Source organism: Promicromonospora sukumoe (assembly GCF_014137995.1).
Taxonomy (GTDB): Bacteria; Actinomycetota; Actinomycetes; order Actinomycetales; family Cellulomonadaceae; genus Promicromonospora; species Promicromonospora sukumoe.
This window is the reverse complement of sequence record NZ_JACGWV010000001.1, coordinates 1,926,773-1,952,874: the sequence shown is the minus strand read 5'-3', so window position 1 is coordinate 1,952,874 and position 26,102 is coordinate 1,926,773. Positions and strand designations below refer to the sequence as shown.

25 protein-coding genes are annotated in these 26,102 nt (G+C 69.8%); 12 read left to right on the top strand and 13 right to left on the bottom strand.

All coding sequences use genetic code 11. The annotated features are described in order from the left end of the window. Positions 1 to 179: 179 nt before the first annotated feature. Positions 180 to 518, top strand: a complete 339-nt coding sequence (locus FHX71_RS08590; protein ID WP_246402382.1) for an Imm51 family immunity protein — start codon at positions 180 to 182, stop codon at positions 516 to 518. Between the two features lie 235 nt (positions 519 to 753). Then, on the top strand, positions 754 to 963 hold the full coding sequence (locus FHX71_RS08585; RefSeq protein ID WP_182615339.1) for a hypothetical protein: 210 nt from the start codon (positions 754 to 756) through the stop codon (positions 961 to 963). A gap of 10 nt (positions 964 to 973) precedes the next feature. Here the strand turns inward: FHX71_RS08585 and FHX71_RS08580 are convergent, their stop codons facing one another. The 3 genes from FHX71_RS08580 to FHX71_RS08570 all read right to left on the bottom strand — a co-directional run bounded on the left by FHX71_RS08580 (position 974) and on the right by FHX71_RS08570 (position 2,732). Further along, entirely contained in the window at positions 974 to 1,285 is a 312-nt protein-coding gene (locus tag FHX71_RS08580; protein ID WP_182615337.1) for a hypothetical protein, read from the bottom strand. Positions 1,286 to 1,410: 125 nt separating this feature from the next. Beyond that, complete coding sequence (locus FHX71_RS29990) at positions 1,411 to 1,698, bottom strand: hypothetical protein (protein WP_182615334.1); 288 nt, start codon at positions 1,696 to 1,698, stop codon at positions 1,411 to 1,413. A gap of 365 nt (positions 1,699 to 2,063) precedes the next feature. Continuing rightward, positions 2,064 to 2,732 carry a GAP family protein gene (locus FHX71_RS08570; RefSeq protein WP_182615332.1) on the bottom strand — a complete coding sequence of 223 codons (669 nt, stop codon included), beginning with the start codon at positions 2,730 to 2,732 and terminating at the stop codon, positions 2,064 to 2,066. 204 nt (positions 2,733 to 2,936) lie between these two features. Between FHX71_RS08570 and FHX71_RS08565 the strand changes: the two genes are divergently transcribed. The 5 genes from FHX71_RS08565 to FHX71_RS29180 all read left to right on the top strand — a co-directional run bounded on the left by FHX71_RS08565 (position 2,937) and on the right by FHX71_RS29180 (position 11,270). Continuing rightward, positions 2,937 to 5,258: an arylsulfatase gene (locus tag FHX71_RS08565; protein WP_182615330.1), complete on the top strand. Its 2,322-nt coding sequence runs from the start codon at positions 2,937 to 2,939 to the stop codon at positions 5,256 to 5,258. Between the two features lie 358 nt (positions 5,259 to 5,616). Further along, on the top strand, positions 5,617 to 7,329 hold the full coding sequence (locus FHX71_RS08560) for a SulP family inorganic anion transporter (RefSeq protein WP_182615328.1): 1,713 nt from the start codon (positions 5,617 to 5,619) through the stop codon (positions 7,327 to 7,329). A gap of 71 nt (positions 7,330 to 7,400) precedes the next feature. Next, complete coding sequence (locus FHX71_RS08555) at positions 7,401 to 7,898, top strand: DUF1269 domain-containing protein (RefSeq protein WP_182615326.1); 498 nt, start codon at positions 7,401 to 7,403, stop codon at positions 7,896 to 7,898. 28 nt (positions 7,899 to 7,926) lie between these two features. After that, positions 7,927 to 8,373: a DUF7144 family membrane protein gene (locus tag FHX71_RS08550; RefSeq protein ID WP_246402380.1), complete on the top strand. Its 447-nt coding sequence runs from the start codon at positions 7,927 to 7,929 to the stop codon at positions 8,371 to 8,373. A 269-nt stretch (positions 8,374 to 8,642) separates the two neighbouring features. Continuing rightward, positions 8,643 to 11,270 (top strand): helix-turn-helix transcriptional regulator, encoded by a 2,628-nt coding sequence (locus FHX71_RS29180; RefSeq protein ID WP_182615324.1) that lies wholly within the window; start codon positions 8,643 to 8,645, stop codon positions 11,268 to 11,270. Positions 11,271 to 11,285: 15 nt separating this feature from the next. On the opposite strand, the gene FHX71_RS08540 is transcribed toward FHX71_RS29180, so the two are convergent. Beyond that, positions 11,286 to 13,628: a sulfatase family protein gene (locus FHX71_RS08540; RefSeq protein WP_182615321.1), complete on the bottom strand. Its 2,343-nt coding sequence runs from the start codon at positions 13,626 to 13,628 to the stop codon at positions 11,286 to 11,288. A gap of 111 nt (positions 13,629 to 13,739) precedes the next feature. Between FHX71_RS08540 and FHX71_RS08535 the strand changes: the two genes are divergently transcribed. After that, positions 13,740 to 15,461: a SulP family inorganic anion transporter gene (locus FHX71_RS08535; RefSeq protein ID WP_312876971.1), complete on the top strand. Its 1,722-nt coding sequence runs from the start codon at positions 13,740 to 13,742 to the stop codon at positions 15,459 to 15,461. Then, positions 15,458 to 16,624, top strand: a complete 1,167-nt coding sequence (locus tag FHX71_RS08530; protein WP_182615317.1) for an AI-2E family transporter — start codon at positions 15,458 to 15,460, stop codon at positions 16,622 to 16,624. Before FHX71_RS08535 ends, FHX71_RS08530 begins: the two co-directional genes overlap by 4 nt. A gap of 19 nt (positions 16,625 to 16,643) precedes the next feature. Here the strand turns inward: FHX71_RS08530 and FHX71_RS08525 are convergent, their stop codons facing one another. From FHX71_RS08525 to FHX71_RS08505, 5 genes are all read right to left on the bottom strand, one after another. Next, positions 16,644 to 17,282, bottom strand: a complete 639-nt coding sequence (locus FHX71_RS08525; protein ID WP_182615315.1) for a hypothetical protein — start codon at positions 17,280 to 17,282, stop codon at positions 16,644 to 16,646. A gap of 54 nt (positions 17,283 to 17,336) precedes the next feature. Then, positions 17,337 to 17,681, bottom strand: coding sequence for an SHOCT domain-containing protein (locus FHX71_RS08520; RefSeq protein WP_182615313.1), 345 nt, complete (start codon positions 17,679 to 17,681; stop codon positions 17,337 to 17,339). A gap of 29 nt (positions 17,682 to 17,710) precedes the next feature. Continuing rightward, the gene (locus FHX71_RS08515) at positions 17,711 to 18,148 is read right to left on the bottom strand and encodes a DUF6325 family protein (RefSeq protein WP_182615311.1); all 438 of its coding nucleotides are present in this window, start codon (positions 18,146 to 18,148) and stop codon (positions 17,711 to 17,713) included. A 394-nt stretch (positions 18,149 to 18,542) separates the two neighbouring features. Further along, positions 18,543 to 18,959, bottom strand: coding sequence for a nuclear transport factor 2 family protein (locus FHX71_RS08510; protein WP_182615309.1), 417 nt, complete (start codon positions 18,957 to 18,959; stop codon positions 18,543 to 18,545). A gap of 55 nt (positions 18,960 to 19,014) precedes the next feature. Then, a complete protein-coding gene (locus tag FHX71_RS08505; RefSeq protein WP_182615306.1) occupies positions 19,015 to 19,776 on the bottom strand; it encodes an SDR family NAD(P)-dependent oxidoreductase in 762 nt (253 codons plus the stop codon). 223 nt (positions 19,777 to 19,999) lie between these two features. On the opposite strand from FHX71_RS08505, the gene FHX71_RS08500 reads away from it, so the two are divergent. Next, positions 20,000 to 20,884, top strand: coding sequence for a helix-turn-helix domain-containing protein (locus FHX71_RS08500; RefSeq protein ID WP_182615304.1), 885 nt, complete (start codon positions 20,000 to 20,002; stop codon positions 20,882 to 20,884). A 24-nt stretch (positions 20,885 to 20,908) separates the two neighbouring features. Here FHX71_RS08500 and FHX71_RS08495 read toward each other — a convergent pair whose 3' ends face one another. Beyond that, the gene (locus FHX71_RS08495; protein WP_182615302.1) at positions 20,909 to 21,796 is read right to left on the bottom strand and encodes a helix-turn-helix domain-containing protein; all 888 of its coding nucleotides are present in this window, start codon (positions 21,794 to 21,796) and stop codon (positions 20,909 to 20,911) included. A 156-nt stretch (positions 21,797 to 21,952) separates the two neighbouring features. Here FHX71_RS08495 and FHX71_RS08490 point away from each other — a divergent pair, with 156 nt between their 5' ends. Beyond that, a complete protein-coding gene (locus FHX71_RS08490; protein ID WP_182615300.1) occupies positions 21,953 to 22,402 on the top strand; it encodes a nuclear transport factor 2 family protein in 450 nt (149 codons plus the stop codon). Between the two features lie 192 nt (positions 22,403 to 22,594). Beyond that, on the top strand, positions 22,595 to 23,518 hold the full coding sequence (locus FHX71_RS08485) for a TIGR03621 family F420-dependent LLM class oxidoreductase (protein ID WP_182615298.1): 924 nt from the start codon (positions 22,595 to 22,597) through the stop codon (positions 23,516 to 23,518). 158 nt (positions 23,519 to 23,676) lie between these two features. Here FHX71_RS08485 and FHX71_RS08480 read toward each other — a convergent pair whose 3' ends face one another. The 3 genes from FHX71_RS08480 to FHX71_RS08470 all read right to left on the bottom strand — a co-directional run bounded on the left by FHX71_RS08480 (position 23,677) and on the right by FHX71_RS08470 (position 26,095). After that, on the bottom strand, positions 23,677 to 24,576 hold the full coding sequence (locus FHX71_RS08480; RefSeq protein ID WP_182615296.1) for a TIGR03619 family F420-dependent LLM class oxidoreductase: 900 nt from the start codon (positions 24,574 to 24,576) through the stop codon (positions 23,677 to 23,679). 120 nt (positions 24,577 to 24,696) lie between these two features. Then, positions 24,697 to 25,200: a MarR family winged helix-turn-helix transcriptional regulator gene (locus FHX71_RS29175; RefSeq protein ID WP_220489571.1), complete on the bottom strand. Its 504-nt coding sequence runs from the start codon at positions 25,198 to 25,200 to the stop codon at positions 24,697 to 24,699. 136 nt (positions 25,201 to 25,336) lie between these two features. Beyond that, a complete protein-coding gene (locus FHX71_RS08470; RefSeq protein WP_182615294.1) occupies positions 25,337 to 26,095 on the bottom strand; it encodes an SDR family NAD(P)-dependent oxidoreductase in 759 nt (252 codons plus the stop codon). Between the last annotated feature and the right edge of the window lie 7 nt (positions 26,096 to 26,102).

Below are 26,102 nucleotides of genomic sequence, written 5' to 3'. Positions count from 1 at the left end.
TACCTGATCGCGAGGGCGGCGTGACCTGCGGAACTGCGATTCGCCGCTCGCGCTCCTGGCCCACCCTTCAGAACGCTCGGCGCACGCGGACTCTCGACAGGAACGTCTCCAAGAGCGGACCCTTCACGTGCGGATGACGACCGGCGGCGATGTCGGTCACCGGTGCTAGGTTCCGGCACATGACGGTACCGAAGTTGCTCGAGACCACTCCCGGGAGGTTCTCGTTGCTGCTGCACGCCGGGACGACACCGGTCGACGCACTCGTCGAGGAACTCGGGCACGAACCGAACGGATACTTCTGGGAGGGCGTCGCACGCAGGCTGGTCGCTACCGAGGACCCGTCACTCGAGAACCGGTTCAACTACGACCCGGAAGGCGACATGTTCTGCGCCTACGGCGAGGACCAAGCCGCACTCGAAGCGTTGGGCGAGCTGATGGCTGGCGTCGCCATGGACAGCAGCAGGATGCGGAGCCTGGTCGCTGCAGCCGACGCGGACGGGTTTATCTTCGACGACTGAGCGGCAAGAGGATCAACGCCGTATCGCCCCCGCGCAAGGAGCAGTGACCCTCCCCGGAATCCGGCTACTCAGAAGCCAGCCGCGATCTGAGGCTCCGCTAGCGCCCGAACGTACGGGTGTCACGGATGAGGCACGACCCCGGCGCCTGCAGAGCTGATGGTGGCTTCGAGCGGCGCGCGCCACGCGTCGACCCCGCGGCCGGTTTCCGGCCATCGCCAATACATTCATCAGCGACATGCAGATCGATGGCATCGTCACCTTCCGCCGGAGCTTCATCGGTGTCGAGCGTATGACCCGTGACCTCCTCATAGACATCACCGGCAACTCCAGTGACGCCGAGGAACGGTTCCACCTCCCACGTCACCGCGAAGCCCTCCCACGCGCCGAGTCCACCCTCCGCGCAGAGGCGGACGTGCTCGATGCGTCCACACCCGTCGACGAGTGACGGTCGCGGTTCACCGCGAGGGTGCTCGCGGCTCCTCGTCGATGCGCTGCCAGATCTGCCCGCACAGCAGGCCGATGGATCCGGCGACAGCCGAGATGACGACCGAGACGGTGAGCGAGCTGGCCGAGATGACACCCGCGACGATGAACAATGACACGAGGAATGCCACCGCATTCAGGACCAGCGAGAACTTGCTGGACCACCGCTGAAGCCGTCGGGAGCGCTCGGTCGTTGCGTCGTTGGTGATGCGCCTGTCGAGGAAGAGCGCAATGAGGAGCAGCGGCACGACCTGCAATGCGCCTTCGTACAGAAGAGAGTTCATGGGGTCCGTTCCTGCGAGCGTCGGGCTGGATGTGGCGAGCGTCAGGGGGCAAGCACGGTATCGGTCGCGAGCCGCAGCGTAGCGCGGCGCGGACCAACCCGACTTCACCCGGGACGAGGTAGCCGTCACACGGTCCGTGACCACGTGAAGACCATGTCCGCGTGCGCATGGGTGCTGCCGATTCCCGCTTCCTCCGCGACCCGGAACTGCTCGAGCAGGCGAGCCGCGGGCTCCGTGACGGTCGAGCAATGGTCGAGCGCCTCATCCGGCAGGCGATCACGCAGGGCCACATCGCCCCGGACCGAGACCCGGACATCGAGACAGACCTCGTGATCGCGCTGACCGGATTCACCCCCCTGCTCGAGCTTGAGGTGATCGACCCCCGGGCCGCACTGGCTGCCATCAACCAGCATCTGGACCGCCTCTTCACCGCAGCGCCTTCATCGCGCCCGGAGACAGGGAGTCACGGCGGAGTCCGGGCGGCTGGGGTCTAGGCCATCGCCCGGCCGAGCAACCCGCGCCACAAACAAAGAACGCCGAGACCTCTACGAGGTACTCGGCGTTCGTCTGCTCGACAAACCCGCTGGTCACAGCGGGGAAAGAGTGTCCGGAGGGGGACTTGGCAGGTATCGTCACGCCCTTACCTGATCGCGAGGGCGGCGTGACCTGCGAAGGCAAGAGCCCTACCTCGAGCCCCCACCGCCGGCGAGCCGACCGTGGATCGAACTCGCTGTGCCGACGCCGCGATCGGTCACCGACGGACCCGCGGCGAACCCCCTTACAGCGTGGCGATGCCGTCCCCCAGGATCTTCGTCCCGAGGATCAGTAGCAGGACGGCCATGATCACGGCGTTGTTGTGGACCATCCATGCCTCCAGCCCGCGCAGGATCCGTGCGGCCCGAGCACCCATCGCGACATAGATGGCGACCGGCACCGCGACACCGATGGTGGCCACCAGCGCGAACACCAGCGAGGCGATCACCGTAGGTCCCGTGGACTCCGTGGCGGACGCGATGGCCACCCCTCCCGACACCACCAGGAGCAGGTTCTTCGGGTTGACCACGACCAGCAGGACCGCCAGGCCGGCTGACCTCGCCGGAGTGAAGTGGTCGATCGCCGCCATCCACCTCGGCGCCGGCGGCTCCACGCCGGCCCCCGGCCGGCCCAAGAACTGCCGGACGCCGACAACGAGCAGCAGGATCCCGAGGACGATCTTGAGCCAGCCCGTCCACGCGGCCGGGTCGCCGTCGTCGGAGGCCGTACCCGCCGCCAGGAAGGCGACGGCGGCGACCGCGGCGAGCACCGCGACGAACCACGAGACGACGAAGGCCGACGCGTTGGCGCGCGCCCGCTCGCTCGTGAGCATCAGCACCACGGCCACGATCGGCAGCGGGCTGAGGAGCACGCCCACCGCCACCGGCAAGGACTGGCCTGTTGCCGCACCCATCTGTGCCCCTTCCGGACGAACCTGACCTGCCAGGTCGCGAACCTACGAACCGGAGGGGGCCCCAGCGTCACCCGATCTAGGTGACCCGCTGCGGCAGCCGGGCTGCGAAGGATGACCCTGGCCGGCCGGCGTGCCGGCTCATGTGGTCGCACCAACCTCGGATCGTCTCCGGCAGTCGTCGTCACCAACAATGAGGTGGAGAACATGGTGGAGCAGTTCAACGGTCGTATCGAGCTGGACGTGCGGGACTCCGTCCCGGACTGGGCCCCCTACGAGCTGAAGAAGGCGCCGGAGGGATCGCCGAACGTCCTGGTGATCCTCTACGACGACACCGGCATGGCCGCGTGGTCCACCTACGGGGGACGCATCGCGATGCCGACCCTCGACCGGCTGGCGGCAGGCGGTCTGACCTACTCGCAGTGGCACACGACGGCGCTGTGCTCCCCCACCCGTTCGGTCTTCCTCACCGGCCGCAACCACCACGTCAACCGCTGCGCGGCCATCATGGAGGCCACCAACGGGTTCCCCGGAGCGGCCGGTCGCCTGCCCGCGGAGTGCGCCACCATCGGCCAGGTGCTCCAGGACAACGGCTGGTCCACCTTTTGGCTGGGCAAGGACCACAACGTGCCCGAGGAGGACATCGCGAGCGGAGGCAGCCGCTCCGAGTGGCCCCTGCAGAAGGGTTTCGACCGCTTCTACGGGTACCTCGGCGGCGAGACCAACCAGTGGTACCCCGACCTGGTGGAGGACAACCGGTTCATCGAGCCGCCCTACACCCCCGAGGAGGGCTACCACCTCTCCAAGGACCTGGCCGACCAGGCGATCCGGATGCTCCGCGACCAGAACTCGTCCAACCCGTCGAAGCCGTGGTTCATGTGGTACTGCCCGGGGGCCAACCACGCACCACACCAGGCACCCCAGGAGTACATCGAGAAGTACCGCGGGATGTTCGACGACGGCTACGAGGCCTACCGCGAGTGGGTGCTGGCCCGGATGATCGAGCGCGGCATCGTGCCCGAGGGCACCGACCTCACGCCGCTGGACCCGCTGCCGGCGGACGCCGCCAACCCGGCCGACCACGTGCGGCCCTGGGCGGAGCTGAGCGACGACGAGAAGCGCCTGTTCAGCAGGATGGCCGAGGTGTTCGCGGGCTTCTCCGAGTACACGGACGTGCAGATCGGCCGCGTGGTCGACTACCTCGAGCAGACCGGGCAGCTGGAGAACACGCTGATCCTCTACTGCGCCGACAACGGCGCCTCCGGCGAGGGCAGCCCCAACGGGTCGGTCAACGAGAACAAGTTCTTCAACGGCTACCCCGACGACCTCGCGGAGAACCTGGGGTACCTGGACTCCCTGGGCAGCCCGGAGACCTACAACCACTACCCCACGGGCTGGGCGGCCGCGTTCTCCACGCCGTTCCAGATGTTCAAGAGGTACGCCCAGTACTCGGGCGGCACCTGCGACCCGATGGTCGTCCACTGGCCGGCCGGGATCAGGGCGCGCGGGGCGGTGCGCCACCAGTACCACCACGCGACCGACGTCGTGGCGACCATCCTGGACGTGACCGGGGTCGAGATGCCCGACACCTACCGCGGCGTCCCGCAGCACCCGCTGAACGGGGTGTCGATGCGCTACAGCTTCGACGACGGCGACGCGCCCACCACGAAGGACCGCCAGTACTACGCCATGCTCGGCACCCGGGCCATCTGGAAGGACGGATGGAAGGCCGCGGCGGTCCACGCCCCGATCAGCGGGCACGGCCGGTTCGACCAGGACGCCTGGGAGCTCTACCACGTCGACGAGGACCGCGCCGAGGCGCACGACCTGGCCGCCGAGCATCCCGAGAAGCTGCGCGAGCTGATCGCCGCCTGGTTCGAGGAGGCGGAGCGCAACAACGTGCTGCCCCTGGACGACCGGTCCGCCGTCGAGCAGCTCACCGTCGACCGCCCGCAGGCCGAGCCGCCCCGCAGCAGGTACGTCTACTACCCGGACGCGGCGCCCGTCCCGGAGGGCGTCGCAGTCAACATCCGCGGCCGCTCCTACAAGATCGTGGCCGACGTCGACCTCACCCCCGATGCCGAGGGCGTCCTCTTCGCGCACGGGTCACGCTTCGGCGGGCACACGCTCTTCGTCAAGGACCACCGGCTGCACTACGTCTACAACTTCCTCGGCATCCAGCCCGAGCAGGTCCTGACCTCGGACGTGCTCGAACCGGGCAAGGCCGTGCTGGGCGTGGAGTTCCTGCGGGAGTCGGCGGGCGACCACGGCGAGTCCGTGGGCCGGGCCCGGCTCTTCGTCGGGGAGGAGGTCGTGGCCGAGGCGCCGATGCGCGCGCAGGTGGGCAAGTTCACCCTGTGTGGCGACGGCCTCTGCGTCGGGTACGACAGCGCCGACCCCGTCAGCCGCCTGTACCAGGCACCGTTCCGGTTCACCGGCGGCACGATCCTGGGCGTCGGGGTCGACGTGAGCGCGGAGCAGTACCTCGACCTCGAGCGGGAGGCGGCCGCGGCGCTGGCCCGCGAATGACCAGGCCGGGAGGAGACCGCGGAGGTACTGCCGCGCCGTAGACACCTGCGCGACGACATCCTCGCCGGCCTGACCAGCTCGACCCGGCTGATGGTCGTCACCACGACGAGCGCGGACGCCCTGGCCGCGGGCTCCGCGCTCGCCCCCCTACGACGACGGCGACCGGTCCGCCGCGATGATCCTGCTCACCGCCAGGCCGACGACCTCGGGCACCAGTGCCAGCAGCATCTCCCCCATCCCGCGACCTTCGGCTCCCTGGGCACCCCTGGCTGTCACCCCTTACGGGTGACGTTCACCCTCCGGGTACTGCCTACGGTCACGCAGTCAGCAGCTGCCCCCGACCGAGAGGCAGGCTCCCGTGGCCAGATTCGTCGGGCCGTCGTTCTCCGGTTTCCAGCGCTCGTGGCTCCGTCCCGATGTCGTCGCCGGGCTCGCCGTGTGGGCGGTGCTCGTCCCGGAGGCGCTCGCGTACGCGACGATCGCGGGAGTCCCGCCCGTCGTCGGCCTCTACGCGGCCGTGCCCGCGCTGGCCCTCTACGCGCTCGCGGGCAGCTCGCGGCAGCTCGTGGTCGCGCCGATGTCGGCCACCGCCGCCCTGTCCGCAGGCATCGTGGCGAGCGTCGCGGGCAGCGACGGCGACCCGGTGGCCCTGACCACGGCGCTCGCCCTGGCCACGGGCATCGTCGCGATCCTGGCGGGCCTGCTCCGCCTCGGCTTCCTCGCCGCCTTCATCTCGGAACCGGTCCTCAAGGGCTTCATCATCGGCCTCGCACTGACCATCATCGTCGGCCAGGTGCCCGACCTCATCGGGGTCGAAGGCGGCTCCGGCAGCTTCTTCGAGAAGACCTGGGCGCTGCTGGGCCAGCTCGGCGACATCGACGGGCTCACGATCACGGTCGGGCTCGCGAGCCTGGCCGCACTGGTGCTGGTGCGCCGCACCATGCCGTTCCTGCCGAGCTCGCTCGTCGTCGTGCTGCTGGCGATAGGCGCGACCATCCTGTTCGGCCTGAGCGACCAGGGGCTGGCCGTCGTCGGCCACATCGATGCGGGCCTGCCCCAGGTCGGCGTCCCGGACGTGACAGCCGCCCAGTTCGCGGAGCTGCTCGGCGGCGCGGTCGGCCTGATGCTCATCGGCTTCGCCGAGGGCCTCGGGGCAGCCAAGACCTACGCCGCGAGGTGGGGTTACGACGTCGACCCCAACCGTGAGCTGGTCGGCCTCGGGCTGTCGAACCTCGGCTCCGGCTTCGTCTCCGGCATGGTCGTCAACGGGAGCCTGTCCAAGACGGCGGTCAACGCCGGCGCCGGGGCGCGCTCCCAGATCTCGGCGTTGACAGCAGCCGCGCTGACCGTGGTGACCCTGCTCTTCCTGACCGGCATCTTCGAGCAGCTGCCCCTGGCGACGCTGTCCGCCGTCGTCGTGGCCGCCGTCGTCGAGCTGGTCGACATCCGTTCGCTGCGCCGCCTGTGGCGGGTGCGGACCAGCCGCCTGGCACGTGTCTACCAGGTCACCGCCCGCGCCGACTTCATGGCCGCCGGTGCGGCCCTGCTGGGTGTCCTCGTCTTCGACACGCTGCCCGGCCTGGTCATCGGCATCGCGGTGTCCCTCGTCCTGCTGCTGGCCAGGACCTCGCGCCCCCGCGTGGCGGTCCTGGCCCCCGTGGGTGACGAGATGGACCGGCCATGGGTGGACTCGGGCCGCAACCCGGACTACCCCACCGTGCCCGGGGTGCTCGTCGCCCGGGTCGAAGGTCCCCTGATCTTCGCGAACGCCGAGTACGTCCGCTCACGGGTGCGTCAGCTCGCGGCCTCGACGCCCGAGCTGCGCCTCGTCGTGCTGGACGGACGCTCGACGCCCTCGATCGACGTGACCGCCGCTGCGATGCTCGTCCAGCTGCGCGCCGACCTCCGGCGGGACGGCGGCGACCTGGCCCTCGCCGAGGGGATCGGCCAGGTCCGCGACGTGCTTGCCCGCATCGAGGCAGAAGGAGAGCCCGAGCTGTTCTCGTCGCTCGACGACGCCGTCCGCAACGGCCGGCACGACGAAGAGGACGGGTTCACCAAGAACGGGTGAGGGCGACCGCCCACCGACACAGGAGTGTGCGGGGTGAAATCCACCACGCGTGATCACAGAAGGAGAAGCACATGGCTCAGGCAACGCTGACAGTCTGGAAGTTCAAGACCGCGGAAGGCGCGGAGACCGCGTCCACGACGATCCAGCAGCTCGCTCGGGAGAACCTCATCACGGTCCGCGACGCCGCCACCGTGCGCTGGGAGGAAGGTGCGAAGAAGCCCAAGACCAAGCAGCTCAACTCCACGACCGGAGCGGGAGCCCTCGGCGGGTCCTTCTGGGGGATGCTCTTCGGCCTCCTCTTCTTCGTCCCCCTGCTCGGTGCCGCCATCGGCGCCGCGACCGGCGCGCTGAGCGGCGCGCTCACCGACGTGGGGATCGACGACGGCTTCATCAACCGCGTCCGCGACGAGATCACCCCCGGGACCTCGGCGCTCTTCCTCATGTCCTCCGACGCGGTCATCGACAAGGTCCGCGACGCGCTCGCCGGCCAGGAGACGCCCGAGCTCATCTTCACCAACCTCAGCGCCGAGCAGGAGACCGCACTCCGCGAGGTCTTCGGCGAGGACTGAGATACGTCCGGAAAGGCGAGGAGCGACCATGACCAGCGCTCCGCCCCCCGGGTCCGATCCCTACCCCGGGATGACCCCTGTCGCGAGCTACGGCCCGCCGCCGACGGCGCCCAGCCCGGCTGGCTTCGCCGGGTCCATGCTGATCCTGGCATCCCTGTTCCAGGTGATGCAGGGGATCTCGGCCGTGGCCGAGGACACCCTGTACGTGGCCGGCGTCGAGTACGTGTACGCGCTCGACGTCGCCACCTGGGGCTGGATACACATCGCCCTGGGCGTCGTGGCGCTCGCGGCGGGTATCGGCGTCCTGACCGGACGAACCTGGGCCTTTGTCGTAGGAATCATTCTCGCAAGCCTGGCGAGCCTGGCGAATTTTGCATTCCTGCCTTATTACCCGATATGGAGCTCAATCATTATCGCCTTCGACGTGCTGGTGATCTGGGCTCTGAGCACCCGATTCACGGGGCGAGACCGATAGCCCCTCCGCCGCCTCCGGGTGAATTCGATGTCAGCACGGGCAAAGTCACCGCAAGGCACGCATGATGAACAAGGATGAACATTTCCTGAATGGGAAATCGGAGACATGCGTGCTCAAGGCCTGTGGCGTCGATACGCCGTGGCCGGGCGGTGCTGCCACGGCCGCCACTTCACCGTTCGAGTGGAGGACCCCGCGGTATGTACATCGACTACGGCTCGCCCACACCCCGGAGCGCGGGTCTGGCATCACGACGGCGCGGACTCGCTCCCATGCACGCCGAGCTCGCGGTCACGCGCCGCCATGTCGAGGACACGTCGATTCCTCGGTTACCACGGATTTACGTGCCCCGGCCGAGGCTCTGGCAGCGGCTGGACGAGAACACAGAAGGCACGGTCACCCTGATCGTGGCACCCGCCGGGGCCGGCAAGACCCTGGGCGTCGCCGGTTGGCTGCGTGCTGCCTCGTCGCGGGCCGGCACGGCGACCTGGGTCGATGCCGACAGCACCTGCACGCCCGAACAGCTGGCAGCCAGGCTGGACGGGGCAGGCTCGCGCCCGGACCTGGTCGTGATCGACGACGCCCATCTGCTCCCGGCCGCCGCGTTGCGCGTCATCGACGAGCGCCTCAACACCGCACCGGAGTCGATGCGTGTCCTCCTCCTCAGTCGCCGGGCACTGCCCCTGACCCAGCTCGTCCCCGAGCTCCTGGGCCACTTCGCCGTGCTGCCGGGGAGCCTGCTGCGGCTGAGCGAGACCGAGAGCGTCCCGCTCGTCGCCGGGCATGCCCGGACCACGGACGCTCAGGTGATCGCCGCGGTCACCCGACACGCCGACGGCTGGTGCGCGGCCGCGGTCCTCGCCGCACGCGAGCTCGGCGCAGCCCCGGATCCGGCGGCCGCGGCTCGTCTGCTCTACCGCGACGCCGCGGCGAGATCGACGGGCGTGGTGGGTGAGGTGTTCAGCATGCTCACCCCCCGACAACGGCACCTTCTCCTCTGTGTCTCCGGTGAGGGCGTGGTCAGCGCTTCCCTGGCCGCGCACCTGACGCACGACCAGCGCGCCAAGGAAACCCTGACGGAGCTGGAGAACACCGGGCTGCTCGTGACACGCCTGCCGGACGACGGCGGCCGCGAGGGAGGGTTCCGTGTCCACCCGCTCCTGGTGCAGGTGGTCCGGCAGCACCTTGCTGCGGGCGGTGTCGACGCCGTACGTGCGCGTTCGACCGTCGTGCGTGCGGTCCGGCTCGACCTGGCGCGCGGCCATCTGCCAGGCGCGTTCAGGCGGCTCGTCAGCATCGGAGCACCTCTGGCGGCGGCAGACGTTCTCGCCCGCGACGGCGTGCGCATGGTGCTCGACCACGACGGGGCGAACGAGGTCAGCGAGTTCGTCCGGACGCAGGCACAGATCATCGACGACCGCCCGGACACCTGGTTCGCCATCGCACTGGGATGCTGGCTCGAGGACGACGTCGAGGGAGCGCGACACTGGGGAGATCGGATCCTCCGCGCGCACCGCAGATCGTCGCTCGCAGGGCCGGCTGGGGGCGACGAACGGCTTGACGCACGTATCGCCTGCGTCAGGTTGTGGCGCCTCGCCCTGGGGCTCGAACCCGCCTACGCCGCGATCGGCCATGCGAAGCGCGTGCTGGCTGTCTCGCAGACACGCGGCGGTGTCCGAGAGGCCAACGCCGAGATCCTGCCCGTGCTGGCCAACGAGCTGGGGATCGCCCAGAACTGGCTCGGCGAGCTCACCGACGCCGAGGCGAACCTGACGTTCGCCGCCGACCTCGCGCACAGCAGGGGTCTGGGTCAGCTCAAGAGCAGCGCCCTGAGCCACCTCGCCCTCACCCAGTACATGCGCGGGCGCGAGCGCGCGTGCGCAGAGCTGGCCGGGGACGTCGCGGCCGCGCCGAACGTGAGTGACCTGAGGTTCGTCTCGGCACGGGCCAACCTTGCTCAGCTGCTCGCGCGACTGCTGGACGTGCCCGCCACCACCGCCGCCCCGGTCCCTGACTTCCCGCGAGACCGCTACCACAAGGGCGACCTCTGCACACGGTTCTGGTTCCGAATCTGGGACGCCCGCCAACAGGTGCTGGCCGGCAACGTGGCCGAGGCACAGCGGATCCTCGCAGGCCCCGGAGAATGCCTGCGCCTGACCGACGACCAGCTGCCCGAGCACCTGCGGATCGTCCTGCTCGTCGAGCGGGCGCTCGTCGCAGTGCTGGCGAGCGACCGGGACACGCTCAGGTCGCTGCACGGCACGCTCGAGCTGATGGGCGCCGTCGGCGAGTCGGCACTCGTCCAGGGGCTGCGGGCCGACCGGGACGGGGAACCGCGGGTCGCTGCCGCGGCTTTCGAGGTGGCGTCGGCGGATGCCGCCTACGCGCAACCGCCGACACGTGCGCTCGCCCTGGCGTGCGAGGCCCAGCTGCTCGACGCGCTGGGCGAGCCGCACAGCGCGCACGAACGGCTGGCGGAGGCGGTCACGGCGACCGAGGCCCGCAGGAACGCCTCCCCCTTCCTCGGCTGGGTCCGCCAGGGAACGCCCGTCGAGACGTTGCTGCGCCGGTTCGTCGGGCAGCCGGCGCACGGATGGCTGAACGACATCGTGACGATGGGTTCCGGCCGGCCGGACATCACGGCCCTCTATGCCTCCGTGACCGCGACGCCCCATGAGCTGGACGACGTCAGCCAGGCCCTCAGTCCGCCGGCGCTGAGCCCTCGTGAACGCGAGGTCCTCCACGAGCTGGCCCGAGGTGCCACGTACGCGGACATATCGACCTCCCTGTTCGTCTCGGAGAACACCATCAAGACGCACGTGCAGCGCCTCTACGTGAAGCTGTCGGCGTCGTGCCGCAGCGATGCGCTCAAGGTCGCCCGCAGCTTCCACCTGATCTGAGCGCCCCGCCGCACGTCAGTCGCGGGCCATCGCAGCCCGCAGGTGTCCCTCCAGGTCCACGTACGCGTCGTCCGCGACGTCGAACACGACCTTGTGGATGGTGCCGCCGGTGAACTCGAACCGGGAGCCGGCGTACTCGCGGGAGACCGCGTCCCCGCTGTCGTAGCCGATGCACAGCCCCTCGCCGCACAGCGAGAAGTGGCCCAGGACCGTTCTGATCTCCTGCTCCGCGACCACCTCGTCGTCGATCCAGAGCCGCAGCGGGCCGATCCCCTCCCGGTGCTCCCCCATCCGCTCCTTGGCGAAGTCCACCCCGACGACATGCCTGCCGCTGGTGGGTGCCGGCGCGGAGATCCGGTCCTCAGGCGGGATCCCGAGGAAGTTGTAGGCGTACGTGAGGGTGCCGTCCTTGAGGAAGAGCGCGTGACCGCCGAACCGCGAGCCGTGGGCGAAGACCACGCCCGCCGAGCCCGGGGTCAGGTCCAGGTCCGCCAGCACCTTGTAGGAGACGCCGTGCACGTTCGCCGCCGACCGCTCCGGGATCTCCGAGGTGCCGGGGTAGTACGTGTACTGGCCGGTCGGCGGCACCGGGACGCTGAACTCCATCTTGATGAACGTCTCGAAGTCCTTCGGGTTGCCGATGATCTGGAGATCGTTCAGGGGCAGCACGTTGTTCGCGGCAGCCTCGGCGAGCCAGAGCGCCTTGAGCTCCTCGACCTTCTCGGGGTGCGACCCCGCCATGTCGTGTGCCTCCGACCGGTCGGTCTCGGTGCGGAAGAGCTGCCACCGGTCCTCCTCGAACCGGCCGGTGCCACTGACCGGGCCGTGCTCGGTGACCGCCTTCCAGCCCCGGTGCCAGATGCCGCGGTTGCCGAACATCTCGTAGTACTGCGTCTCCTTGCGGGTCGGGGCCTCCGCCTCGTCGAAGGAGTAGACCATCGACACCCCGGACAGCGGGGTCTGCTCGACGCCGTCGAACACCTTCGGGAACTCCACCCCGCACGCCTCCAGGATGGTGGGGACCACGTCGGTGCAGTGGTGGTACTGGTTGCGGACCTCGCCCCGCGCCGCGATGCCGGCGGGCCAGTGGATCACCATCGGGTCGCTGATGCCGCCCTGGTAGACGTACCGCTTGAACATCCGGTACGGGGTGGAGAACGCGGCGGCCCAGCCCGTCGGGTAGTGGTTGTACGCGTCGGGGGTGCCGAGCTGGTCCACCATCGCGAGGTTCTGCTCGAGGTCGTCCGGGTACCCGCCGAAGATCTTGCCCTCGTTGACCGAGCCGTTCGGGCTGCCCTCTCCCGAGGCCCCGTTGTCCGCGCAGTAGAGGATGAGCGTGTTCTCGAGCTGGCCGGACTCCTCCAGGTAGTCGACGATGCGACCCACCTGGGCGTCGGTGTACTCGGAGAGACCCGCGTAGACCTCCGCCATGCGGCAGAACATCGCCTGCTCCTTCTCGTTCAGCTCGCCCCAGGGCCGGACCCGGTCGGTCTCCGAGAAGGTGCCGTCGGGCATCGGGTTCAGGTCGGTGAGCTCTGTGCCCTCCGGCAGGATGCCGCGCTCGATCATCCGGGGCAGCACCCACTCCCGGTAGGCCTCGTACCCGTCGTCGAACACGCCCTTGTACTTGTCGATGTACTCCTGGGGCGCGTGGTGCGGCGCGTGGTTGGCGCCCGGGCAGAACCACAGGTACCAGGGCTTGTCCGGCTCGGTCTGCTTGGAGTCCCGGATCATCCGCAGCGCCTGGTCCGCGAGGTCCTTGGACAGGTGGTAGCCGTCCTCGGGCGGATACGGCTGATCGATGTACCGGTTGCCCTCCGCCAGCGACGGGAACCACTGGTTGGTCTCCCCGCCGATGAACCCGTAGAACTGGTCGAAGCCCTGCCCGAGCGGCCAGCGCTTCTTCGAGGCGCCCATGGTCCACTCGTCGATCGGCACGTTGTGGTTCTTGCCCACCCAGAAGGTGCTCCAGCCGGCCTCGCGCAGCACGCTCGCCATGCTCGCGCTGGACGGCGGGATGTGCGAGCTGTAGCCGGGAAAGCCCGTCGAGCTCTCCGAGATGGTCGCGAACCCGTTGAGGTGATGGTTGCGGCCGGTGAGGAACGTCGACCGCGTGGGCGAGCACAGTGCGGTGGTGTGCCACTGCGAGTAGGTCAGGCCGCCCGCCGCGAGGCGCTCCATCGTGGGCATCTGGATGCGCCCGCCGTACGGCGACCAGGCGGCCTGCCCGGTGTCGTCGTACAGCACGACCAGGACGTTGGGTGCGCCCTGGGGCGCCTTCTGCGGGAGGAACGCCTCCCAGTCCCCCTGCGAGTCGCGGACATCGAGCTCGATCTTGCCCCGGAACTCCCGTGCCATGTCGGTCCTCCTCGTAGCGGTGGTGCCCGGATGATCCGCAGGACCCGCCACGGGCTACGTCACCCGATCCAGGTGAACGCCCCAGGTCACCCACCGACTTGGCTGACCCGCGTGAACCTGACCTCGGCAACACCCCGCTGGCTCGGCCCCTCGCTCCGCGGATACCGCCGCACGTGGCTGCGGGCCGACGTCGTGGCGGGGCTGGCCGCGGGCGTCGTCGTGGTGCCGCAGGCCATGGCCTACGCGACCATCGCCGGGCTGCCGGTCTCCGTCGGGCTCTACACCTGCATCGTCCCCGTGCTGCTCTACGCGCTCCTCGGCGGCTCGCACACCCTGAGCGTCTCGACGACGTCGACCATCGCGGTGCTGACCGCCTCGGCGCTCGCGGGGGCCGGCACGGCGTCGGACGACCTGCTCGGGGCCGCATTCACGCTCACCGCTCTCGTGGGGGTGTGCCTCCTGGTCATGCGGCTCCTGCGGCTCGGCTCGCTGGTGGAACAGATCAGCCCTGCGACCCTGACCGGCGTGAAGGCCGGCGTCGGGCTCACCGTCGCGGTCACGCAGCTGCCGGCCCTCCTGGGCCTGACGGTGCCGGACCGGGACGCCGGGTTCTTCGGCAAGCTCGCCGACGTCGTCGGGGCGCTCCCGACGACGCAGGCCCTCACGGCGATCTTCTCGGTCCTCGCGGTCGCCACGCTGCTGGTGCTGCGCCGCGTCGCGCCGCGGGTCCCCGCCGCCCTGTTCGTGGTGGTGGCCTCCGTCCTGCTGGTCGTCCTGACCGACGTCGAGGACCGGGGCCTCGCGCTCATCGAGCCGGTACCCGCCGGCCTGCCGGACCTCAGCCCGCCGCTGTGGGACGCGATCCCAGGCCTGCTCCCCGCGGCGCTGGCGATCGCCGTCATGGCCTTCCTGGAGACCGTCCTGGTCGCCCGCGCGCAGCGGCAGCGGTCCGAGCCGACCGTCGACAGCGACCAGGAGCTGCTCGCGGTCGGCGTCGCCGCCCTGGGCGGCGGCCTCACGCAGTGCCTCCCGCCCGCGGGCGGGTTCTCGCAGAGCGCGGTCAACCTCGGGGCGGGCGCCCGCACCCAGGTGGCCGGCCTCACGACGGCGGCGCTCGCCGTACTCGTCGCGCTCTTCCTGGCGCCCGTGCTGAGCGACCTGCCGACGGCCACGCTCGGCGCCCTGGTACTGGTCGCGGTGGTCGGGCTGGTGTCGCCGGCCGAGTACATGCGGCTGTTCCGCATCGACCGCACGGAGTTCTGGGTCGCGCTGGCCACGACGGCGATCGGGCTCACCGCCGGCCTCCTGCCGGCCGTCGGGGCCGGCGTGGTCCTGACGCTGTTCCTGGTGCTGCGCACGGTCAGCCGCAGCGCCGTCCGCCCGCTGTACGCGGCGCCCGACGGCGGCTGGACGCCCACCCCGCCGGAGAGCCCCCCGCCGAGCCCTCCGGCAGGCGGCGACGCCGCGCCCGCCGGGGTGCTGCTGCTGCACCTCGACCATTCGATCTTCACGGGCAACGCGCGACCGACGCAGGACGACGTCCTCGCGGCCGCCCTCGGCCACCGGCCCACGCCGCACGCCCTGGTGCTGGAGGGCACGGCGGTCCTCCGAGCCACCATCCCGCTGCTCGACGCGCTCGAGGCGCTCGACGCGGACCTCTCCCGCGAGGGCACGACGCTCCTGCTCGCGGCGTTCCCCCCGGACGTCCGCCGCCAGGCGGCGGCGTCCCGCTGGTGGGCCGGTGCGGAGCGCGACGGGCGGGTGGTCCCCACGGTCGACGCCGCAGTGGCCGCCGCTGTGGCCGCCGCGAGCGCCCGGGAGGCCACGCCATGACCGTCCCGGACGATCTGGCAGCCACCGCACCCCGAGGTGACGCCGCCTCCCGCCGCCCACCCCGGTGGCTGCCCCGGGCGCTGGTCCTGGTCGTGCTCGCCGTCTACCTCGGGGCGTTCGGCTGGTACGCGATGGGTGCTCTGCGCGGCCTGGCGGTGAACGTCCTGATCGCGTTTTTCCTCGCCCTGGCGCTCGAACCGCCGGTGGTCTGGTGCGTGCGGCACGGGTGGCGCAGGGGCGCGGCCGCGGCCACGGCGCTCGGCGGTTCGATCGTCCTCGTGGCGGTGGTGCTGGGACTCTTCGGCAACCTCTTCGTCCAGCAGCTCATCCAGCTCCTCGACACCCTGCCCGACGTGTACGCGGCGATCCAGGACCGCATCGCGGAGCAGTTCGGCGTCGCGCTCCCCGACTCCGACGACCTGGTGCGCGAGGTCCTGACGAACTTCGGCAACGACGTCGCCTCCGGCGTGCTGCTGGCCGGAGCCTCCGTGATCGGCGCGCTGTTCGCCCTGCTGACGATCCTCCTGGTGACGTACTACCTGCTGGCCGCGGGCCCCCGGCTCCGCGTCGCTGTGTGCCGGTGGCTCACGCCGGCCCGCCAGCAGGAGGTGCTGACCCTGTGGGAGATCACGCAGGTGAAGGTCTCGGACTTCATCAGCTCCCGCATCGTGCTCGCGTCCCTGTCGGCCGCCTTCACCCTCGTCTTCCTGCTGATCGTCCGCACCCCGTACGCACTGCCGCTCGCGGTCTTCGTCGGCGTGGTGTCGCAGTTCGTCCCGACCATCGGCACCTACCTCGGCGGCGCGCTGCCCGTCGCCGTGGCGCTGACGTCCCAGGGCCTGCCCCAGGCGCTGGCCGTCCTCGCGTTCATCATCGGCTACCAGCAGCTCGAGAACCTCTACTTCTCCCCGAAGGTCTCCGCGCGGGCGCTGGAGATGAACCCCGCCGTGAGCTTCCTCGTGGTGCTCGGCTTCGGCGCCGTGTTCGGCGCGCTGGGGGCGTTCCTGGCGCTGCCGATCGCCGCGACCGTCCAGGCGACGGCCAACACCTACCTGCGGCGGCACGACCTCGTCGAGTCGCACATGCTGCGCGACCCGGACGGGTGGCGGGAGGTGAACGGCGGCAGCGGGAAGCGCCGGGAGCACGTGGAGCCGGAGGCCTGAACGCTCGGGCGCCGGACACCTAGACGATCTTCGGAAAGGCAGCCAGGAAGCCGATGCCGAGCAGCAGGAGAACCCCTGCACCGGCCAGCACGGTCCACGACCTCGCCCGCGAGTCGAACCGGTTGGCGAGCGCCCCGAAGAACAGGACGAGCGCGAACAGCACGGTGAGCAGCGTGTAGTTGTCCCCGCGGCGGTTGTCCGTGAGCGCATCCTCGAAATACGCGTCGGCGCGGGCGTCGGCCTCCTGCGCCTCGACCTGGCCGGGCGGCACGTACGAGTCCAGCGCGAAGGGGCTCGCCGGCGCGTCCGGGTTCTGCAGCGGACGCGCCGCGAGCCACTCGTCGAAGGCGGGCGTGAAGTGCTCGGTGAAGCGCTCACGGGAGAACTCGGCCAGCGCCTGGTCGTCCTCGGCGGTCGCCTGGAGCCAGATGCCGAACACCTGCAGGTCGACCGCCCGCGCCGCCTCCGCGGTCGTCGCCTGGCGGGTGGCCTCGATGCGCTGCGTGGACGCCCGGGAGAACGCGATGGACATCTCCCCGCTCCACTTGCTGGCCTCGAAGCCGCTCCAGGCGGTGAGCACCGCGGTGATCGCGAGCAGCGCCACGGCGACGTTCTCCACGGACCAGCGGCGCGCGCCGTCGTGACCCTGCTCGCTCATGCCCCCTCCTTCGTGTCCCGGGTCGGGCAGGCCGCGCCCGGATCGGCGAGGCCGTCAGCCCAGCAGCTTGGCCTTGGCGGTCACGAACTCGTCCTCCGTGAGCACTCCCTTGCCGTGCAGCTCGCCGAGCTGCGCGAGCTGGGTCAGGAGCGCGTCGTTCGCGCCGTCCGACGGCGGCGCAGCGGGTGCCTGCTGCGCCGGCTCGTACTGCGGTGGCGCGGCCTGCTGGGGCTGGTACTGCTGGTTCTCGTACCGCTGGGCCTCGTACTGCTGCTGTGCGCGGCCTGCCTGCCGCCGGCTGATCGCGCCTGCGGTGGCCTGGGCGGTGCCGGCGATGACTGCCGTGCGCGCTGCCGTGCCGATGAGGCCGGGGCGGCCGAAACGTCGTAGAGGTGCCATGTCGCTGCTCCGTTCGGTGATGGTGCTGCTCAGAGGGGGGATGCGGCGGTGTCCGCCAGCGCGGCGATCTCGTTGACCGTCAAGGCGGGCACCCGTTCGTGCAGGATCACGTCGGCCTCTGCGGCGACCGCCGCCGTGACCAGCTCGCGCGACCACGTGTGCTCGATCGCTAGGACGAGCACGGAGGTGCCCGGTTCGACCGCCGAGGCGATCTCTCGCAGGTCCTCGTCGCCGGTCAGGCCCGACGCGGGCAGCTCCACGGCGACGAGGTCGATCTCGTCGCCGAGGTCCTGCGCCTCCAGGATCTCGATGTCGCCGGCCTCGTCGCGGCGCACGACGGCGAGGTCGAGCAGCGTGACGGCGCCGGTCGCTCCGACGTCGAGCACGGCCTGGGCGACAGAGGGCGGGATGCGCGGCGTGTCGAAGGCGAGCGCGACGAGCTCTACGGGTCCGAACGAGGATTCCATGACTACCTCCAGGGCGAGAAGACAGGTGCGACAAACAGTTGCGGTCCGGCGGATGCCGTCGCGACCGTTCTCGCGGCTTGAGCCGGCCCCGTGACCATGCGCGGCCGAGCCGGGCGGCATCCTCACCCTTTGTGGGTGAAACGGAGCCTCACCGCGAGCCCGGCCACGCTCGTCAGTCCATCCGGGTGGCGAGCCGGAGTCGGTCCATGCCCGTGGTTCCGTCGGGGGCCCTGAAGTCGAACGTGACTGACGTCAGGGTCCCGGTGAACGGGAACAGCCCACGGTCCGCGTACTCGTCGCACACTGGCGAGACGCAGTCAGCGGGCGAAGCCCTCTCGTTCCGGTGTTGTCCGCCCGGGTCGGTCGGGACGGGTGCGTCCCGACCGACCGGCTGCTACAGCGGGTAGTACTCGTCGAATGCAGCCGAGTCGAGCTGCCAGCCGAACGAGCGGCTGATCTTGTCGTCGGTGATCTCGTAGACGTACAGCCGCGGGACCACCAGTTCGGACTTTCCGGTACGCGCGTGCTTCTCGTGAACCAGGAGCGCTACGACCGCGTCGCCGGCAACCAGGATGGTCGGTGGTGCGGCGAAGGTGATGTTTCCGCCGCTGAGCTCCTGGAGGCGGCGCATGACCTGCAACGACTCCTCGGGGCTGTGGGTCTCTCCCGAGAGCGCGGAGTTACCCGCGGTATAGGACGGCTTGTCCTTGGTGTAGAAGTTCGCCATGCGCTCCAGGCCCGCGGGCCCGCCATCTCCGTAGGCTGCGTAGTAGTCCGTCAGCAGCTGGTGGTTCTGGGTTGCAGTCGCCAATATCTGCTCCTTACCGGTTGTCTCGGATGTGGTTGGTCGCGCAATCCAGCGCGGGTCAGATGTGCAACCCGCCGCTCACGTCGATCACGGCCCCGGTGATGTAGCTGGCGGCGGGGCTGGCGAGGAATGCGACGGTGCCGGCGACCTCGTCGAGCGCCGCTACGCGTGGGAACGCCTGCATGCTCATGATGAAGTTACGCGGCGGGAGCTTGTCGCGTACTTCCTCGGCCATGTCCGTGGGGATGACGGCCGGCTGGATGATGTTCACCGTGATGTCGCGCGGCCCCAGGTCGCGCGCCGCGCCCTTCGCATATCCGACGAGCGCAGCCTTGGAGCCGGCGTAGTCCGCGACACCTCGGAAAGGCACGCGGGTGCCCAGCAAGGAACCGAGGAAGATGATCCTTCCCCCGTCAGTGATCCGGGGTGCGGCCGCGCGCGTCATGGCGACCGTGCCCAGGGTGTTGACCTGCCAGAGGCGGTTGTACGCAGCCTCGTCGAGGTCGGGGTCGTCCACCATCTCGCCTTGGACGGCGATTCCTGCGTTGTTCACGAGGATGTCGAGCTTTCCCAGCTCGTTGATCACTGCGTCGACCGCCGGCCTGGCGCTGGCCAGGTCCGCCAGGTCGCTGTGGATCGCCGTCGCCCGCACCCCGTTCGCCCGCAGTTCTTCCACCAGGGCCTGTGCCTTGTCGACCGAGGCCGAGTACGTGATGGCGACGTCGGCACCACGGTCGGCGAACAGCTTCGCCGTATGCGCCCCCAGACCACGGCCGCCACCGGTCACCAACACGGTCTTTCCCTCGAATTCCCTTGCCAAGAGAGCGTTCCTTTCGTGGGTCCTCCTGAAGGAGGACAGTCATTCCGACGGCGCACGGCAGGCTCGCCAGATACGCCGGGTTCGAACGCCTTCAGCAGACCCCGGCGAGCACGAACCTAGAAAGGCTCCTGCGAATGCCCGGTAATGGCGGTACCTGGTAGTCGTAGCAGGGGTACTGACAGGGACCCCCTACGGCCGGCCTGTGGCGTGCATGCTGGGTGGCATGGTCGACAACGCGAACCACCTGGGTGAGTATCTGCGCGCCCGCCGGGCTCTCATCCCGCCCGAGGCGGTCGGCATCACCGAGCTCGGCAGGAGGCGCGTGCCCGGACTACGGCGCGAAGAGGTCGCCATGCTGGCCGGCATCAGCGCCGAGTACTACCTCCGGTTGGAGCGTGGCCGAGACCGCAACCCGTCCACGCAGGTCCTGGAGTCCATCGCGCGCGTGCTCGGACTGGATGATGACGGCATGAGCCACCTGCTGAGCCTGGTGGTGGACAAACCTCGACGACGACGACCCAGACCGCGGGCCGAACGGGTGCCGGACAGCATCGGTTCGCTCCTACCCACCTTCGTGCATCCCGCGTTCATCGAGGGACGGTATTTCGACATCCTGGCCACCAACGCCATGGCGGGTGCTCTCTCCCCGAGCATGTCGGTCGGGCGCAACCAGCTGCTGGACGTGTTTCTGGACCCGCCGGAGGAGGCACTCCACCAAGACTGGGACGGCATCACGGAGTGCTATGCGTCGAGTCTTCGCCAGGCGGTCGGCACCGACACAGAGGACCCACGCTTCATCGAGCTCGTCGGCCAGCTGTCTCTGGCGAGCCCACGTTTTCGAAAGTTGTGGAGCCGCCACGACGTGGGCGTCCAGCGCGGCAGCCTGACGCGGTTCATCCATCCCGAGGTCGGCGCGCTCTCGTTGCACCGGGAGCGGCTCGCGATCAGCGGCACGGACGGGCTGACCCTGGTCCTGTATCACGCTGAGGCAGGCTCGGAGTCAGCGGAAAAACTCGCTCTCCTGGGGTCGTCCGTGGCTGCCCCGGCGCAGAACTCGAACGTACCCACCGCCGGATCTCGTCCTCACCCCGGTAAGGCCCAGTCATGATCCAGGCCACCATGCGAAGAGCAGTCAGTCGATCCTGCTCTCGTGCCTGAGCTCGTTCTGTGCACGAAGAGTCGCCGCCCAGGTCGCGAGCATCGCGAGTGAGTCTGCACTCGGAGAGCCGGGAACCGGCGCGTACGCCACCATCACCAGGCCGGGTTCGGCCGGCAGCTCGAAGCTCTCGAAGTTCAGCTCGAGCTCACCCACGACCGGGTGGCGCAGGCGCTTGACGCCGCTGCGGTACAAGAACACGTCGTGGGCCGCCCAACGGACCCGGAACTCTTCGCTCCGGGTCGAGAGCTCACCGATCAGCTGGGTCAGGGCGGGGTCGTGCGGGTTGCGCCCTGCCTCCTGCCGTAGCGCCGCCGCGGTGTCCGCGGCGTTCTTCTCCCAGTCGAGCAGGAACTGCCGGGCCGCCGGGTCCAGGAACGTGAAGCGCGCCGCGTTGGCCGGGCGCTGCGGGGTCGCGAGCACCGGCTGGTACAGGGCCCGCCCGAGCTCGTTCATGGCCAGGATGTCCTGCCGGCCGTTGCGGATCCAGGCCGGTGCGTCGGTGATGGCCTCCAGGATCCGCTGGACGACCGGGCGGACCTGCTGCGGGGCGGAGCGCCGACGCCGGGGCGCGCGCCGGGGCGCCGCACGGGCGAGGTCGAAGAGGTGGGCGTGCTCCGCCTCGTCGAGCTGCAGCGCGCGAGCCACCGCCTCGAGCACCGCGTCCGAGACGTTGCTCAGGTTCCCGCGCTCCATCCGGGCGTAGTACTCGACGCTCACCCCGGCGAGCAGGGCGACCTCCTCCCGGCGGAGCCCGGGGACGCGCCGGGTCGACCCGAAGCTTGGCAGGCCGCTCTGTTCCGGGCTCACACGTCCTCGGCGCGAGGCGAGGAATTCTCGGACGCCGAGGCGCTGATCGGTCATGGATTCGATGCTAGGCCGCCTGCCGAGGAGCAGGGAGGAACTGCCAGTACGCCTCACGACAGTTCCTTCCCCGGCCGCCCGTGGCCACGTTGACTCACGGTCGTGGCGGCCGACCCGCCGTCACAAAGACACGAACGATTCCTTGAGGAGACAGAGATGACCGCCGACCCAGCCCTTTCGAGCCCGACCGACCAGCCGAGCACCTCGCTGGCCCGCACTGCGATGGAAGAGATGTTCGCCGCGTGGGGCGCCGGGGCGACGCCGGAGGAACTGGCCGAACGCTTCCACGAGGATGTCGACTGCTTCATCCCCGGCGACACCGAGACCGTGCCCTGGATCGGCCGGAAGGTCGGCCGGGCGGGGATCGCCGAGCACTTCGCTCAGCTCGCCGAGGGCGTCACGACCGAAGCCTGGGAAGTCGACACGATCATGACCCACGGCAACCGTGCCGTGATGCTGGGCAGCTTCCGCCCCCGGGTGATCGCCACCGACCGCGTCATCGAGAGTGAGTACGCCGTCGATGTCGCGGTCGACGAGGCCGGACTCATCACCCGCTACCACATGCTCGAGGACAGCTGGGCCGTCTCGGAGGCGGCCCGGCCGTAACCTCGGCTGCCGACAGTTTCGGTCGAAACGGTCTCCGCGGCGCTCATGCCGCTGCGGAGGCCGTTTCGTCAGCGTCCGGCGCTGACGCCTGGACCGGATCGTGTCCGGGCCCACGACCGGAAACAGCAGGGGACGCGAGCTCTCGGCGTCGGACCAAGAGCTAACAGCACCTGACTTGAGGAGAGCACGAAGATGTCATCGCATTCCCCGTTTCGCTTCGGCGCCACCGTCACCCACATCGAGTCTCGAGCCACTCTGCAGGAGCAGGCGCGCCGGCTGGAGGGCGAGGGATGGTCGACGCTGCTGATGCGGGACCACGTCGGCGCACCGTCGATGTTCGCACCACTAATGTCTGCCGCTGCCGCCACCGTCGACCTCCGCGTAGGCACCCTGGTCGCGAACAACGGCCTGCATCATCCGGTACGCCTCGCCCAGGAGGCCGCGACCGTCGACCTGCTCGTCGACGGCCGCCTTGAGCTCGGTCTCGGCGCCGGGTGGAACAGGCGGGAGTCTGACCTCCTTGGGATCACCCACGAAGCGTCGCCACAGCGAGTAACCCGCCTTCACAACTCGATCGCGACGATGAAGTCCGCATGGGCGGGCGACCTTCGGCTGCCCGCGGCTGACGGAACCGAGGGCGAGCGAGCTGTGCTCCCCGGGGTTCAACGGCCCCACATACCGCTGCTCATCGGCGGCCACGGCGACGCCATTCTGGCCCTTGCGGCTCAGGAGGCGGACATCGTCGGGCTGAATGGCCTCACGGTGGCCGGATCGACTGCGAAGCCTACCGGTGTCGGGTACGACGCCATTGCTGATCGTGTCCAGTTCCTGAGGGCGCACGCCGGAGAACGCATGAACGTCATCGAACTGAGCACGCTCGCACTGGTCACCTCGATCGATGGCGACACCGAGAGCACAGTGCGCGTTGTCGCGTCGGGACTTCAGATAGCACCGACCGTTGTGCGCGACAGCCCGCTGGTACTTGTCGGTTCGACGTCCGAAGTAGTCGACAAGCTGGTAGCTGTCCGCGAACAGCTGGGCATCTCCTACATCGTGGTCCGCGACACGGCGATGCACGAGATGGGCCCAGTAGTCGCGGAACTCGCCGGCACCTGACGCGAGCACCCAGTGTGAGGTCACCGTCTCTTGCCCCGGGTGTAGAGAACGCGATCTGGACGATGGTGACTGCGCGGACGGGACCATCGCCGTCCCCGTGACGGTCTGCGTCTACCGGGGACGGCGATAGTGCCGTTACCGGGCGGCGGGCCGTTGCCTCAGCGCGCCGGTACCAGGGTGCGGAGCTCGTCCAGCATCTCGATCTGGACGTCGATCTCCTCCGTCGACGGGAACGCGAACGTTACCGCGTCGATGCCCCGTCCGCGCAGCATCTCGAGGTCCTCGGCGATCTGTCGCGGGGCGCCCCCGAGGAACGGGCGGTCACCCCTGACCGGCGCGGCCGTCATCGGGGTGTTCGACTGAGCCGTCACCGTCAAGGGGGTCGGGTCCCGATCGAGCCGTTCGGCGCCCGCGCGGAACCTGGCGGCCTGCGCCGTGACGGCGTCCAGCGACATGGCCACGGGCGTGATGCCGTCGGCGATACGGGCCGCGCGGTCGATCCCGGCATCGGTGAAGGCCCCGATGACGATGGGGATGGGGCCGCGGAACGGCTTGGGATTGATCTCGGAGGCCTCGATCGAGTAGAACCGGCCCTCGTACTCGACGGGGTCGGGGCCCCAGACCGCGCGGACCGCCGCGACCATGTCGTCCATGCCGGCCCCACGGCGCTTCCACGGCACGTTGGCGGTCGCGAACTCCTGGGGGATGGAGCCCTGCCCGAACCCGGCGATCACCCGGCCGCCGCTGAACTGGTCGAGCGTGGCCAGACGGCGGGCCAGCACGACAGGCGTGTGCAGGAGTGCGCTGAGGATGCTGGTCCCAAGAGTGATCCTGCTGGTGATCGCCGCGACGTGACTCAGCGTCTGCAGGGGTTCGTAGGTGGTGCGGTAGATCTCCGGGGCACGCTCGAGGGTCCCGTCGGGGCCGGGCCAGAGCGGAGCCATCGGGCGGAGCAGGCGTTCGTACGTCCACAGGGAGTCGTAGCCGAGGCGTTCGGCGGCCTGCGCCATGGTGGCGATGTTGGCCGGTGACGCGTGCGGCCCTGAGACGGGCAGCATGATTCCTAGCTTCACGAGGACTTCTCTTTCTGCTGGAGTGCGTCGATCGTAGGAACACTTCAAGCTTGAAGTCAATGGCCCCGCGTCCCCACTCCGGTGAAGCAAGCATGTACGGAAGCGCTACGGCGCGGCGCGCCCGGCGTTCGGCGGCCAGGAGCGCTGCGGATCGACCTGGACGGCGATCTGGCGGCCGATGTCGCGCAGGTCAGTCACCTGGTCGGCGCTGAGCGCGTCGAAGACGAACCGTCGCACCGTCTCGACATGACCGGGGGCGGCCTGTTCGACCACGGACATCCCGGCGTCGGTGAGCGTCGCCTCGGTGACGCGACCGTTGTCCGCCGCCGGCTCACGGACAAGCCAGCCGCGCTGCTCGAGGCGCTTGGCCACGTTGGAGAGCCGCGACAGAGACCCGTTGGCATACTCCGCCAGCGCCGTCATCGTCATCCGCCGACCGGGCGACATGGACAAGGAACCGAGAACGACGTACTCGAAGAAGGTGATGCCGCTGTCCCGCTGCAGCTGCGCGTCGATCTCACCCGGAAGCCTGATCATCAGCCAGGACAGGGACATCCAGGCGTCGTTCTCCTCCGGGGAGAGCCATCGCACCTCGTTCGCGCCGACCACGGCGCCCACCCTACCGACCGGCACCGTTGTGTCCGGCTCGTCGCAGTACGGGCTGTGGTGACCGGGCTCGACCTGACAGTCGCCGGACGCGACCCCGAACGCGTCAGCGAGCCGGCGGACACTCACCCGGACGCGGTCATGGGTAGACCTGCACCTCGCCGCCGTCCACGAACAGTTCGCTGCCGGTGATGAAGCTGGACTGGTCGGAGGCCAGGAAGAGGACGGCGTTGGCGATCTCGGCGGGATCAGCGGCACGGCCCAGGGGTGTGCTCCCGGCCATGCCGTCGAGCATCGCGTCCGCCTGTCCTGGGTTCTTGGCAAGTCCGCGGAGCCCGGGGGTGTCGGTGGGTCCGGGCACCACGGTGTTGACGCGTAAGCCGCGGGGCGCGAGCTCAGCGGCCCAGACCCGCCCGAACTGCCGCAGGGCCGCCTTCGTGGCGGAGTAGACACCAAAGCCGACGACGCCGCGGCTCGCCGAGCTGGAGCCCGTGAGCACGATGCTCCCGCCATCGTTCAGCAGCGGAAGCGCTTTCTGGACCGTGAAGGCGGTTCCTCGCACGTTGATCCCGAAGGTGTGGTCGAAGGCTTCAGGAGTGAGCGATTCCAGGGGCTGGTCAGCCTCGCCGCCGCCCGCGTTCGCGAAGAGGATGTCGAGCCGGTTCCCGTCGTCAGCGATCCGCCGGAACAGCCTGTCGAGGTCGTCGAGGTCAGAGACGTCGTTCTGGATCGCAATCGCCCTGTCGCCCAACGCCTGGACGGCAGCTTCAAGACTCTGCTTGCGGCGGCCGGTGAGGTAGACGCGCGCACCCTCGGCGATGAAGCGCTCGGCGGTGGCGAGCCCGATGCCCGTGCTCGCGCCGGTCACCAGGGCGGTCTTGCCGGTGAGCTGTCCCATGAGTGTT